Source organism: Rhodococcus sp. (in: high G+C Gram-positive bacteria) (genome assembly GCF_049591685.1).
Lineage (GTDB): Bacteria > Actinomycetota > Actinomycetes > Mycobacteriales > Mycobacteriaceae > Rhodococcoides.
Window position 1 is genome coordinate 1 of the sequence record NZ_JBAWFH010000115.1, and the last position, 12,329, is coordinate 12,329.

At 63.5% G+C, this 12,329-nt stretch carries 14 protein-coding genes and 1 pseudogene; 12 read left to right on the top strand and 3 right to left on the bottom strand.

Annotated features, from left to right (window positions below):
- A partial coding sequence (locus WBQ44_RS05100) for an alpha/beta fold hydrolase (protein WP_495565651.1) occupies positions 1-424 on the top strand: 424 nt, incomplete at its 5' end.
- Between the two features lies 1 nt (position 425).
- Here the strand turns inward: WBQ44_RS05100 and WBQ44_RS05105 are convergent.
- Positions 426-1,076 (bottom strand): nucleoside/nucleotide kinase family protein, encoded by a 651-nt coding sequence (locus tag WBQ44_RS05105; RefSeq protein ID WP_495565652.1) that lies wholly within the window; start codon positions 1,074-1,076, stop codon positions 426-428.
- A gap of 201 nt (positions 1,077-1,277) precedes the next feature.
- On the opposite strand from WBQ44_RS05105, the gene WBQ44_RS05110 reads away from it, so the two are divergent.
- A complete protein-coding gene (locus tag WBQ44_RS05110; protein ID WP_495565653.1) occupies positions 1,278-2,267 on the top strand; it encodes a type IV toxin-antitoxin system AbiEi family antitoxin domain-containing protein in 990 nt (329 codons plus the stop codon).
- Between the two features lie 82 nt (positions 2,268-2,349).
- Here the strand turns inward: WBQ44_RS05110 and WBQ44_RS05115 are convergent, their stop codons facing one another.
- Both WBQ44_RS05115 and WBQ44_RS05120 read right to left on the bottom strand, forming a co-directional pair.
- On the bottom strand, positions 2,350-2,481 hold the full coding sequence (locus tag WBQ44_RS05115) for a hypothetical protein (protein WP_495565654.1): 132 nt from the start codon (positions 2,479-2,481) through the stop codon (positions 2,350-2,352).
- A gap of 81 nt (positions 2,482-2,562) precedes the next feature.
- Positions 2,563-2,985 carry a phosphate acetyltransferase gene (locus WBQ44_RS05120; protein ID WP_495565655.1) on the bottom strand — a complete coding sequence of 141 codons (423 nt, stop codon included), beginning with the start codon at positions 2,983-2,985 and terminating at the stop codon, positions 2,563-2,565.
- 243 nt (positions 2,986-3,228) lie between these two features.
- Between WBQ44_RS05120 and WBQ44_RS05125 the strand changes: the two genes are divergently transcribed.
- From WBQ44_RS05125 to WBQ44_RS05170, 10 genes and pseudogenes are all read left to right on the top strand, one after another.
- Complete coding sequence (locus WBQ44_RS05125) at positions 3,229-4,836, top strand: helix-turn-helix domain-containing protein (RefSeq protein WP_495565656.1); 1,608 nt, start codon at positions 3,229-3,231, stop codon at positions 4,834-4,836.
- A 66-nt stretch (positions 4,837-4,902) separates the two neighbouring features.
- Positions 4,903-6,468 (top strand): GMC family oxidoreductase, encoded by a 1,566-nt coding sequence (locus tag WBQ44_RS05130; protein WP_495565657.1) that lies wholly within the window; start codon positions 4,903-4,905, stop codon positions 6,466-6,468.
- 238 nt (positions 6,469-6,706) lie between these two features.
- The gene (locus tag WBQ44_RS05135; RefSeq protein ID WP_495565658.1) at positions 6,707-7,006 is read left to right on the top strand and encodes a hypothetical protein; all 300 of its coding nucleotides are present in this window, start codon (positions 6,707-6,709) and stop codon (positions 7,004-7,006) included.
- Positions 7,003-8,118 (top strand): Gfo/Idh/MocA family protein, encoded by a 1,116-nt coding sequence (locus tag WBQ44_RS05140; protein WP_495565659.1) that lies wholly within the window; start codon positions 7,003-7,005, stop codon positions 8,116-8,118. Before WBQ44_RS05135 ends, WBQ44_RS05140 begins: the two co-directional genes overlap by 4 nt.
- Before the next feature lie 193 nt (positions 8,119-8,311).
- A pseudogene (locus tag WBQ44_RS05145) lies at positions 8,312-8,431 on the top strand (alpha/beta hydrolase); the annotation flags it as partial.
- Positions 8,432-8,642: 211 nt separating this feature from the next.
- Complete coding sequence (locus WBQ44_RS05150; RefSeq protein WP_495565664.1) at positions 8,643-8,804, top strand: hypothetical protein; 162 nt, start codon at positions 8,643-8,645, stop codon at positions 8,802-8,804.
- A 393-nt stretch (positions 8,805-9,197) separates the two neighbouring features.
- The gene (locus WBQ44_RS05155) at positions 9,198-10,739 is read left to right on the top strand and encodes an amidase (protein WP_495565660.1); all 1,542 of its coding nucleotides are present in this window, start codon (positions 9,198-9,200) and stop codon (positions 10,737-10,739) included.
- Entirely contained in the window at positions 10,736-11,440 is a 705-nt protein-coding gene (nthB, locus tag WBQ44_RS05160; protein ID WP_495565661.1) for a nitrile hydratase subunit beta, read from the top strand. The genes WBQ44_RS05155 and nthB overlap by 4 nt, the downstream gene beginning before the upstream one ends.
- The gene (gene nthA, locus WBQ44_RS05165) at positions 11,437-12,024 is read left to right on the top strand and encodes a nitrile hydratase subunit alpha (protein WP_495565662.1); all 588 of its coding nucleotides are present in this window, start codon (positions 11,437-11,439) and stop codon (positions 12,022-12,024) included. Before nthB ends, nthA begins: the two co-directional genes overlap by 4 nt.
- The coding region (locus WBQ44_RS05170) for a nitrile hydratase accessory protein (protein WP_495565663.1) at positions 12,021-12,329 on the top strand (309 nt) is incomplete at its 3' end. The genes nthA and WBQ44_RS05170, both read left to right, overlap by 4 nt.

Below are 12,329 nucleotides of genomic sequence, written 5' to 3' on the forward strand. Positions count from 1 at the left end.
CATCGGCACCTTCCGCGCGCTCCGCGCAGTCGGCCGCGCGATGGGCGACCGAACCCCGCAGTTGCTGTCTTACAAAGCAGTTCGCTACCCCGCGATGTCGGCCTTCTTCGCCCACCCCAGCCGGATCCCCTACGCCGACGCCGTCGTCGACACCGCATCACTGGTCAGCAACACCCTCATCGACAAGGGACTCGACGCTTCCTACGAACTACCCGAACCCATCGACCCGCGCGTCCCCATCACCATCGCCTGGGGCCGACGCGACCTGGTGCTGCCGATCTACCAGCTCCCCCGCGTCAGAAAGCTGTTGCCGCATGCTCGTTTCATCACCGTTCCCGGGGTGGGACACGTGCCGATGAGCGACAACCCCGAGCTCATCGCCTCCATTCTTCTGGCCGGCAGTGAGCAGCCCGACGGCGTGTGAGTCAGTCCTGTCCTAGACGAACAACACGGTCGGCGCGCCCCGCGGTAGCGGCGACCACTTCTGCATTGCGTTCATCGGAACCCGCCGCCCAGAATGACGCTTCCTCCGAAGACTTCCCGTAACGCTCGTGCCTGCGCACCAGCCGGATTCGACGCTCCTCTGCGGGCAGGTCGAGAAACCACACCTCATCTACCGATGCCCGCGCCGCGGACCACACATCGCTTTTCAGCAACAGGTAGTTTCCCTCCGTGATCACGAGCGGAACCGTCGAACGGACAGGAATTGCCGAACCGATCGACTCTTCGATGTCCCGGCGAAACTTGGGCGCATACACGACGGGGTCTCCGGGACGTTGGCTACGAATGGTCTGCAACAAGCGTGCGTAACCACCGTCGTCGAAGGTGTCGTGTGCTCCCTTACTGCCATGGCGCCCCAGGTCGCGTAACACCTCGTTCGACAGATGAAAACCGTCCATGGGGACCAGAACCGCCACCTCGGGCCCGAGCGAAGCCACCAGATACTCTGCGAGAGTTGACTTCCCGGCACCCGGAGCACCAGCGATTCCGAGGATCCGACGCTCACCGACGGCGGCCAATGTCCTGGCAGCTGCGATCAGGTCGCCAGGCGTCGATTCCTCCACTGCGTCATTCACAGATCAAGCTTCACACACCGCTCGAGTTGGGGGTCACCTCGACAGATGCACGAAGGACCGCCCGCCACCGACGCCGCGGCAACCTTCTCGATCCACACCCCCGGCCTACGCGTCGCACTGGGTAGGGGTGGTTCGACGCGAAGGCTAGGGGTGTGAGTTCCGCGGCGGAGCGAAACCGTCACTCACTGCGTCCAACGGGGCATGGACCCGAATTTTCTGACGACTCGGCAAGCACTCGACGACGGCCTGACCGAACGCGAACTTCGCCGAGCGCGCACCGAGCAACGCCTCGTCCGCATCCGTCGCGGGGCGTACCTGCGCGGCGAGGATTTCACCCAGCTCGACGCCGTCGCCCAGCATCGAGCACTTGCGAGAGCCACAGCACACGCGTCGAATCCAGACGCCGTCCTGAGCCACGTTTCTGCTGCAGCCCTCCACGGCCTGGCCCTGTGGGCGGTCCCCCTCAACAAGGCTCACCTCACCGTCAACCGTGCCTACGGCGCGAAAACCGCACGCCGCCGGGTTTTGCACGCAACGTCGTTCGACGATTCCGAATGGGTGCTCGTCGGAGAATGCCGGGCGACCTCCGTCGCAAGAACGGTCGTCGATCTCGCCCGCTCGGTGGACTTCGAACGGGCAGTCTGCGTCGGCGACAACGCGCTCGCGCGGAAGTTGGTGACCTTCGACGAGCTTCGCGTCGCCGTCGACTCCGCCCACCATCGCCGCGGAGCGCCCGCCGCCCGTCGAGCCGTCACATTCATGACCGACCGCAGCGAGAGCGTCGGCGAAAGCCGGAGCCGGGTGCTTATGAAAGAGGCGGGCCTGCCGATGCCGCTGCTGAATCAATGGGTGTTCACCCCGGACGGACGGTGCCTCGGGCGGGTCGACTTCCTGTTCCCCGACACCGGCGTCATCGGAGAATTCGACGGCGAAGGCAAGTACAGCGAATTCCTGCGCCCCGGGCAGACACCGCGCGACGTGGCCCTGGCCGAAAAGTACCGCGAAGATCGAATGCGAGAACTCGGGTGGATGTTTGCACGATGGAACTGGCGTGAGCTGTCGACGCCGGAGGTTATTGCACGCCGTTTACGTGACACTTTCGAGCGTTCTACGCGATCGCCTCTCGGATCGTGGTCCGACAGCAGCAACTATGGGTCGACACACCCCCGGCCTACGGATCACACCGGGTAGAGCTGGTGCGACGCGTAGGCGCGGGGTGTGAAAGCGGGGGTTCCTCGAAAGAGCACGAGCCGCTGCTAGGACGGCGGACTGATCACGACGTCGCAATCGCAGTCGAGGACCAGTGCGACGCGCTCATTCCGTACGAACGGCCCAGCTGCCCGAGCAGAGCGATGGTCAGCGCGCCCGGCTCGATGTGCTCGTAGTAGTCGGTCGACATGTTCACGAGCATCGCGACCTCGTCGCACCGGGTGGGACTGGTGCGACGCGTAGGCGCGGGGTGGGACGGCGACTGCGCTACTGCGATCTACTTGTCGGCGAGACCTATTGCTGCGGCAAGGTATTCACGTGAGTCACGAAACGTCTGCGCCACACCGCGTCCCGCCACAGCTTGGTACCGACTGATCTGATCGTCGTCGAGAAGATCGAGCACGATGCTGTTGTCCGCGTGCATCCACCCGCCGTCCCGTACCAATTCGTGGGCACGTTTGCCCTGCAAAGAAGAGATTCCCTCGACCCTGATTCCGTTCGGATCGGTCGACGCTGCGATGTAGTAGGCCTTCTTACCCGGGTAACCTGCTTTGACCTTCGCACGCAATCGCAGGACGGCATCGACGGCGTCATCGACAGCCGACGAATACTCGTCGGAGCCCGATTCTGCAGCAGAAACCCGTGCAATCTCCGCATCCAGTCCAGCAAGCAAGGTGGCCAGGTACTCGAGATCGCTCATCAACTCATGATGCCCTACGAAAGAACACTCGCCGGCTCCGGTCCAACGATGAGCTGTTGTTCCGGTCGGAAAGTGAGCGAGTTCTATGTGGGTCGAGTCTGCCAACAGTCGGCAGTTGCCGAGGTCCAATACCCCTGGACGACAGTCGACGCGTCGAATCAAACATGATCGCGGCACCTCGACTGCACACGTATCCTTCGGGTCGAGGCGAAGAACGTCGGTCGCCTGGATCGAGAGGTGCACATGACGCTCGCCGCCGATCGTATTGCAATGTCCTGGCAGCGTGCATCGATGAACGGCCTCGACCCCGCGTGGTTGCCGACCGCGGTGCACGTCTCTCCCGTCACGAGCTCGAGCCGCCTGCTCGACGCCGCGCGTCCGGTAATGGATCGCCTGGCAACCATCTTCGCGGGTATCGACTGTTCCGTGATCCTGGCGGATCGCAACGTCCGGTTGGTCGATATCAGGCACGGGACGAACGGGATAGACGATGCGCTGACCGAGAACGGTGCCGTGCCGGGCCGGCTCTTCACCGAGGAGACGTCGGGCACCAATTCGATCTCCACGGTCCGCGAACTTCGAGAGCCCCTTGCGGTGCGCGGGAATCAGCACTTCTTCGAAGCGATGAAGATGTTCAGCTGCTACGGCTTTCCCATTCTGCATCCGGTGAACGGCCGCATCGAAGGGGTCATCACCCTGACCTTCTACACCGCCGTCGACAGTCCCCTTCTGCACAACATGGTGATGCAGGGATCGGACGAGATTGCCCGACGGCTCGCTCGGCAACAGTCTCGCGGCGACCACCAATTACTCGACGCGTTTCACGACGCAGCGGTGCTCGGTGGAACGGCGCCCGTGATCGCGATATCGCCCAGCATCGTCATCGCCAATTCGGCCGCCGTCGACAAGCTCGACGCCGTCGATCTTCTGTCCCTGCGCGCACGCGACCCACTCATCGCAGACGACATTCCCCACCAGTTCAATTCAGGTGGCCAGACCGACACGGTCTCCCGGAGGCTCGGTAACGCCGTCATCGTCGAACTCGCACGAGAATCAACGCTCGCCTCGGCGACGCTCAGTAGGTCGCGTATCGACCGCGTCGCGGACCAGTTGTCGAATTCGCGACGGGACGGCACGTCGTTCGCCGTGGCGGGCGAACCCGGCACCGGACGTTCGACCATCCTGGCCGACCTCATGAAGGGCCACGACCCGATTCTGTTCGACGCCCTCGATTCGATCCTGCAGTCGGAGAAGCAGTGGCTGCACACCGTCATCGCGAGCCTCGACAGTGCAGACCGCCCCGTCGCGGTGGACAACGTCCACCTGCTGTCCCCGCAGATCGCCCATGCACTGCACAAGGCCGTCGAACGCTCGGTTGTGTGGTTCGCCGTGTCCAGTGAGCCGCTGATCAGTCTGTCGCCGGATGCATTTCGACTGGTCGACGGTTGCCGTACCCGCGTCGAACTGCTGCCACTACGGCTGCGTAAGCACGAGATACCAGTACTCGTCGACGGTCTTCTCGCGGAGATCGGATCGCCGATCAGGTTCACGCCTGCTGCGCTGCGCGCGCTGATCGGGCACGAATGGCCCGGCAACCTCACCGAACTTCGCGCCGAAGTGCTCGCTGCGGCTCGGCTCAGATCGGCGGGCGACGTCACCGACCGTGATCTCGGCCGTTTACGGGAGAGAACCGCAACTCCACGGTTGGGCGCGATCGACAGCGCCCTGCGCACCGTCATCGAGGACGAGCTTGCTCGTCACGGGGGCAATAAGCTCGCCGTCGCCAAGACGTTGAACATCAGTCGAACCACTTTGTACAAGAAAATGCGCCCATTCGGAATCGACGGGTGATCACCGCCACACGGCCTGTGCAGTAACTGAACAGAGTGGAGGGCCCACGCTCGCCATTGTTGTGGCATGAACCAACTGACCGGAACACCGACCATCGTCCCGGGCCTCCACGGGCCCATCCACCCCGATTTCGACTACATTGTCGTCGGCGCCGGAACAGCAGGCAGCGTCCTGGCGGCCCGGCTCAGCGAAGACCCGCGAGCGAAGGTCCTGCTCGTCGAGGCCGGCTCCTCCGACGCGCTGCCAGAGATGGCCATCCCGTTCTGCTGGCCCGAGCTCCTCGGAACGACAGCAAACTGGGGCGAAAGCACTGTCGTACAGCAGTTCTCGCAGTCGTCCGTTCCAGTTCCCCGGGGCCGAGCGTTGGGCGGCTCGTCCAGCGTCAACGGGCTCAACTTCGTTCGCGGGCACCGTGCCAGCTACGACGCCTGGGTCGACCAGGGCGCCAAGGGTTGGGGTTTCGACGACCTCCTGCCGTACTTCAAGCGAACCGAAACCGCCGTCGGCCGCGACCCGGAACTACGCGGCACCGACGGTCCTCTCACCGTCGGGCCGATGACGGACCCCAGCCCCGTTGCCTCGTCCGCACTGCGAGCCGCCGCCGAAATCGGTTACGACAGTGCACGAGACATCAGCAGCGGAACCGAAACGGGATTCGGTCTCTCCGACGGCAACATCGTCGACGGGCACCGCCAGAGCGCGTCCGACGCCTACCTGCACGACGCCGTACTCGATCGCCCGAACCTGCATGTCGTCACCGATGCCGTCGTGTCGCGCATTCTCGTCGTCGACGGGGTCGCGACCGGAATCGAATACCTACGTGATGGATACACCGTTCGGGCGAAAGCCGGACGCGAAGTCATCCTGACGGCAGGTGCCATCGGTTCCGCTCATCTGTTGCTCGCCTCCGGTATCGGTCCGGCCGATCACTTGGAAGACATGGGCGTCGACGTCGTCCTCGATCTTCCCGGGGTGGGTGAAAACCTGCACGACCACCCCATGTCCACCGTGCTGTACGAGGCGTCGGCGCAGCTGCCGCACAACCAGCACAACCTCATGGGTCAGGCCATCGGTCTGATCGAAACCGCGGGCGCGGTCTCGGGCCCCGACCTTCAGATTCTCGTCGTCACGGCTCCGCTGCGTGCCCGGACGCTGGCGGGCCCGGACAACGGTTACGCGCTTGCATTCTCGGCGATGACTCCGTTCAGCCGTGGCCGAGTCCGACTGGCGGACAGAGCAATCACCGTCAGCCCGCTCATCGATCCGAACTACCTCGGCGACGAGCGCGACGTCGCGGTGATGGAAGCCGGACTCGAGATCGCTCGCTCGATCGGCAACGCGCCAGCGCTGACCGCGTGGCGGGGCGAGGAAATGCAGCCGGGCATGGCCGTCGGCGACAGCGCCTCGGTGCGTGACTACCTGGCGCGGAGCCTCGTCGTCTACTTCCACTACGCAGGCACCTGCCGGGTGGGCACCGACGACATGGCCGTGGTGGACCTGGACCTCCGCGTCCGCGGCATAGAGGGACTCCGCGTCGCGGACGCCTCGATCATGCCGTCGCCGGTCTCGGCGAACACCAACGCCACCGTCTACGCCATCGCGGAAAAGGCTGCCGACCTGATCCGAGGCTAAGCCCGCATGCCCTCGATCATGAAGGCACAGGTTCGCTGCGCTTGATCGGGGGCGGAGTGAACGCCGAGGCATTCGCCTGCCGCAACACAAAGCGCGACTCAGCATCACGACGTCCCAGAGCGTCGCGACACCGACGTCGGCGTGTGCTGCAATCTCGGCGGCCGTGACGTCCAATCCCCGCGGACGGACTCGTTCCGTTTTATCTCCGAACCCCAATCGCTACGAAAGAAGAACACACGTGAGGCAATACATTCAGACCGTCCGCAGTCGGGCCCTCGCCGGCCGGGAGGACGAGTACCGCGCGTGGTACGTCGGCACGCACATCTCGGAGGTCATGGCGCTTGGGGGATACACGTCCGCCGAGTTCTATTCGGACACTGCAGGGTCCACAGATTTCCTCTGTATCTACAAGCTGGAGACGGACGACCTGCCGATAATGCAGGCCGCAATGGCCGCAGCCGGGCCGTCCATGACCCCGAGCGAGGCAATGGACGTGCCCGCCACCCAGATCGAGTTCTTCGAACAGACGTCCACATGACCGCGCCGATCAGAGTCGGCATCGTCGGTGTGAGCGCCGAGCGAGGATGGGCCGCAACGGCCCACATTCCAGCGCTTCGGGCGCTGCCTGCCTACGAAATCACTGCGCTGAGCACAACCCGGCAAACGTCTGCGGACGCGGCCGGGCGAGCATTCGGGGTCGCGTCGACGTTCGAAGGACACGAGGCGCTGGTACACAATCCCGACGTCGATCTCGTCGTCGTCACGGTCAAGGTTCCGCACCACCGCGACATCGTGACCGCAGCACTGGACGCCGGCAAAGCGGTCTATTGCGAATGGCCACTCGGACGCGACCTGGAGCAAGCCCGTGCCATGACCGATCATGCCGACCGCCGGGGCGTTCGCACTTTGATCGGGCTCCAGTCTCGTCGGACACCGGCAATCCTGCACCTGCGCAATCTCATTGCGCACGGTTACGTCGGAACCGTGCTCTCGACGACGATGGTGGGTTCCTCCGCGTTGGGCGGTTTCGTCGATCAGGGCAACGCCTATACCCTCGACAGGGGCAGTGCAGCGAACGTGTTGACGATCGCTGCAGGCCACAGCATGGATGCCATGGGCGTCGTGCTCGGCGAATTCGACGAGCTTTCGGCTGTCCTCGATACTCGGCGGCCGGACATCACAGTGCTCGAAACCGGTGAGCAACGACTCGGGACCTCGCCCGATCAACTTGGGGTCGTCGGACGCCTGAAGTCCGGTGCAATCGCAAGCATCCATTTCCGGGAGGGCCACGAAGGCGGAACCGGTTTCCTGTGGGAGATCAATGGCACAGAGGGAACGCTTCAACTCCGCGCGGACAGTGGTCACCCTGGCATGTTCGCACTGACGGTCAGCGGATCACGCGGACGGGAGGCTCTCACCGAGCTTCCGGTGCCGGCAGCGTACGAACGACACACACCCGGGATAGGGCACCTCGACGCGATGGCCGCAGGCGTTGCACGAATATACGACGCATACGAGCGGGACATACGCAGTGGCGCAAACAATTCCCCCGATTTCACGCAGGCCCTGCCCGTACACCGACTGATTGCGACCATCGAACAGGCGGCCGTCACAGGGCAACGAACAACGCTCATTGCGTCGCCTGGGTAGCCGACGCTCAACGCGCCTACACCTTTCCCCTCGTACCCGAAATCCATGCGTTACAAAAGACAGAATGACATGAAGCCCTCCACACTCTCCACCGTTGCTCTGGGCTCGGCCCTCGCCGTCGCCGCCGTGGCAGGTTGCTCGTCCCCCGATCACCGACTACCTCGCCTCGTTCCTGCAGACCCGCACAGAAAGGCCGGTCGTCCTGGTCTGACACTCCTACGGTGGAGCCGTGATCGGGGGTGTCAGCAACCCGAACGTGACTGCGCTGGTGTACCTCAATGCGTTCGTTCCCGAAACCGGGGAGACCGTTCTCGATCTCGCCGGCCACGCGGGTCCAGTCGATGCTGACGCACTGTTCGACAAGGCCGCCTTCCCCGGCGAGCACATCACAGCATTACGTACGCAACCCAGCAGTGGATGGCCGAACGCGCAGGCTCGACATCCACCACGCTCGAATGCGGTTCCCTTTCGATGGCAGCCGAGCCGAAGACAGTGGCGCGCATCATCGCCGAGGCAAGCGACTCATGACCGCACTGGTCATTGCCCTGACGGCGAAGGTGGGCACCCGTCGGGTGACAACACAGGTCAGCGAACTGTGGACCGTACGCGATGGCCAAGCCGTGGAAGCGCGCGTCTGGTATTGGGGTGCGGCCGAAATGTTCGGCTTTGAGCTGGTCAGCCACTGAGATCCCGCACGATCGCAGCGCTCCCCGTCTCGAGAATCCGACTACTTTGCAAAGGGATCGAATTCCGACACGGGGAGCGTTGTGCTGGTGCAGTGTCGCTCGGCGGGCACTGCCAAACCGAGTGCGACGCCGATCTGCTGGGCCGTGTTGAGCAGTGCCGATGCGAGGCCGGTCCAAGAGTGCGTATCGACGGTGATCCAGGCCCTACAGCGCGCCAGATACAGAAGTTATTCCGCGGAACGCGTGTCGGCCTCGACTCGAAGCGGGGAGGCTGGCGGCATACCGGAAACCGAAATTTAACATGCCGACTTGTGCCTATCCGTTGACATATTGACTAACTCTGAGTTCACTTGTGATGCGCGGCACGTCTGGTGTCGGCGTGAGGAGGAACGCATGTCGATCGGAATGCCCGACGCCGCGTCGCTTGCCCGCATATCGGACAGCTATGGCCTCGGTATCACCGCAAGTGAGATGGAGATCTACCAGGCGGCCGCTGGTGGGTTGCTGGGATCGTGGAACCGAGTCGAAGAGCTCTACAACCAGGTTGCGCCCATACCGCCCGAACGGGAGTGGGCGTCGCCGGACCCGAGTGAGAACGAGAACAACGGCTGGTATGTCACCACTGACATCCGCGAGACAACCGAGGGCCCGCTCGCCGGATGCCGGATCGCGATCAAGGACAATACGGCGGTAGCCGGGGTCCCCATGATGAACGGCTCGCGAACCGTCGAAGGGTTCGTGCCTGCCGAAGACGCGACGGTCGTCCGTCGACTCCTCGACGCCGGAGCCATCGTTTCCGGAAAGTCCACGTGTGAGGACCTCTGTTTCTCGGGAGGGTCGCACACCAGCAAACCGCACGCCGTGAAAAACCCATGGGACCGAACCCGCTCTGCTGGTGGATCTTCCAGCGGTAGCGCGGCGCTCGTGGCGAACGGTGACGTCGATATGGCAGTGGGCGGTGATCAGGGCGGATCGGTTCGCATGCCTGCTGCATGGTGCGGTGTCGTAGGTCATAAACCGACTCACGGCCTGGTGCCGTACACGGGCGCATTCCCCATCGAACAGTCCGTCGACCACCTCGGGCCTATCGCGCGAACCGTGACGGACGTTGCCTTGATGCTGTCGGTCGTTGCCGGTGTGGACGGCCACGACCCACGACAGCCGAGCACAATCGAGAAGGTCGATTATGTTGCCGCGCTGCAGGAATCGACTTCCGGGTTGCGTATCGGTGTCGTGCAGGAAGGGTTCGGTCGCCCCGAATCGAATGCGGAGTCGGATGCGGTTGTCCGTCGAGCAGTCGAGCAGCTGACCTCTGCGGGCTTGTCGAGCGAGGAGGTGTCCATTCCCTGGCACCTCGACGGCGCAGCAGTGTGGGATGTCATCGCGACCGAGGGGGCGACCTTTCAGATGGTCGACGGGAACGCTTACGGCATGAATTGGAAGGGAAAGTACGACCCCGAACTGATCGCGTACTACGGAAACCGATGGAGAAATGACGCGAGCCAGTTCTCGGAGACCGTCAAGCTGGTCGCCCTCGCCGGACGTCATGCCCTCGACACGCAGTACGGACGCCACTATGCGATGGCGCGCACGCTCGCAGCACGACTCGCGGAGGCCTACGATGACGCGTTGGAGCGCTTTGACGTGCTGGTAATGCCGACGATGCCGATGCTTCCGACAGTGCTCCCTCCCGACAACGCCCCGGTCGACGAAGTTCTCGGACGCGGCCTGGAGATGCTGGGCAACACGTGTCCGTTCGATGTCACCGGGCACCCTGCGTGCTCCGTGCCGGCCGGTACCAGTGACGGTCTGCCCGTGGGGCTGATGATCATCGGTCGACAGTTCGACGACGCCACCGTGTTACAAGTTGCGCACGCGTTGGAAACAGCAGTGGGTGGCTTCCCGACCCCCCAAACGACAAGGAGCATGGCATGAACGGACTGTTCGACCTCGGCGGCGCCGATGGACTAGGACCAGTCAACCCGACGAAAGAGGAACCCGTCTTCCACGCCGAATGGGAGAAGGTCGTCCTGACGTTGTTCCCGGCACTGTTCCGTGACGGGTGGTTCGGGTTGGACGAATTCCGTCACGGGATCGAGAAGATGGACCCGGTCACTTATCTCACCTCGCCGTACTACGAACACTGGTTGCACGCGATGGAGTTTCACGGGAAGCGAACCGGCAAGCTTGACGCGGCGGAGCTCGATCGCCGAACCGCGCACTTTTTGGAGAACCCTGATGCACCGCTCCCGGAGCACCAGCCCAATCCGGACCTGGTGGATTTCATCACCGCAGCCAGCGCCAGCGGCGTTCCGCCCGACCGCCCCACCGACAACCCGGTCCGCTTCGCGGTCGGCGACACGGTACGCCTGTTGAACAGCGCCCCGCTGGGTCACACCAGGCTGGCTCGCTACGTTCGCGGCAAAACGGGAACCGTCACGGCATACCGTGGTTCGTTTATTTATCCCGACTCTGCCGGTAACCACCTCGGCGAAGATCCCCAGCACGTGTACACGGTTCAGTTTGCTGGAACCGAGCTCTGGGGTGACTATGCCGAGCCCAACACCAGCACCACCTTCGATGTCTGGGACCCCTACATCGAGCATGTCGAGCACAAGATAGGAGCGAACGCATGAGCACATCCACCGAAACCGCCGCACGCGTCAAGGCCCTCGAATCGATGCTGATCGAGAAGGGGCTGCTCACGACGGGCATGGTCGACCGCATGGTCGACATCTACGAGAACGAGGTCGGACCCCAGTTAGGTGCCATGGTGATCGCCAAGGCTTGGGCCGACCCAGAGTTCAAAGCTCGACTCCTGGCCGACACCACCGAAGCATGCAGGGACCTGGGCATCGCTGGCCTCCAAGGTGAGCACATGGTCGCCCTGGAGGACACCGACGACGTCCATCACGCGGTCGTGTGCACGCTGTGCTCTTGCTACCCGTGGCCGGTATTGGGACTGCCGCCGAACTGGTACAAAGAGCCGCAATACCGATCACGGATGGTTCGCGAACCCCGTGCGGTCCTGGCCGAGGAATTCGGTTACGTCGTACCGGAATCCACAGAAATACGGGTGTGGGATTCGAGTTCGGAGATTCGTTACTGGGTGCTCCCGCAGCGTCCCGCAGGCACCGAGGGATGGTCGGAGGAACAACTGGCCGCGCTGGTTACCCGCGACTCGATGATCGGTGTCGCCCCGATCGAGGCTGTGGCGTGAGTACGTCGACACTTTCTGCCCGCCGCGCCGAGATCGATGCTCTGGTCTGCGGCCTGCCGGCCGCCCGTGACGGCGACAAAGCATTTGACGAACCCTGGCAGATAAGAGCGTTCGCGATCGCCATCAGCGCACACGAGGCAGGTGAGTTCGAGTGGGCGGCCTTTCAGGGCGCTCTGATCGAATCGATTCGAAGCTGGGAGGAGCACAACGACACCGACGCGACCTTCTCTTACTACGAGCACTGGGTGCACGCTCTCGAAGTAGTGCTCGGCGGTGCAGGGAAGTTGGATAACGAGGCCTTGGAC

Excerpts from the sequence above, each read along its gene's own strand:
- WBQ44_RS05110 (WP_495565653.1), top strand. The coding sequence starts at position 1,278 with ATGGACCCGAATTTTCTGACGACTCGGCAAGCACTCGACGACGGCCTG.
- WBQ44_RS05120 (WP_495565655.1), bottom strand. The coding sequence starts at position 2,985 with ATGAGCGATCTCGAGTACCTGGCCACCTTGCTTGCTGGACTGGATGCG.
- WBQ44_RS05125 (WP_495565656.1), top strand. The coding sequence starts at position 3,229 with ATGACGCTCGCCGCCGATCGTATTGCAATGTCCTGGCAGCGTGCATCG.
- WBQ44_RS05130 (WP_495565657.1), top strand. The coding sequence starts at position 4,903 with ATGAACCAACTGACCGGAACACCGACCATCGTCCCGGGCCTCCACGGG.
- WBQ44_RS05140 (WP_495565659.1), top strand. The coding sequence starts at position 7,003 with ATGACCGCGCCGATCAGAGTCGGCATCGTCGGTGTGAGCGCCGAGCGA.
- WBQ44_RS05150 (WP_495565664.1), top strand. The coding sequence starts at position 8,643 with ATGACCGCACTGGTCATTGCCCTGACGGCGAAGGTGGGCACCCGTCGG.
- WBQ44_RS05155 (WP_495565660.1), top strand. The coding sequence starts at position 9,198 with ATGTCGATCGGAATGCCCGACGCCGCGTCGCTTGCCCGCATATCGGAC.
- nthB (WP_495565661.1), top strand. The coding sequence starts at position 10,736 with ATGAACGGACTGTTCGACCTCGGCGGCGCCGATGGACTAGGACCAGTC.
- nthA (WP_495565662.1), top strand. The coding sequence starts at position 11,437 with ATGAGCACATCCACCGAAACCGCCGCACGCGTCAAGGCCCTCGAATCG.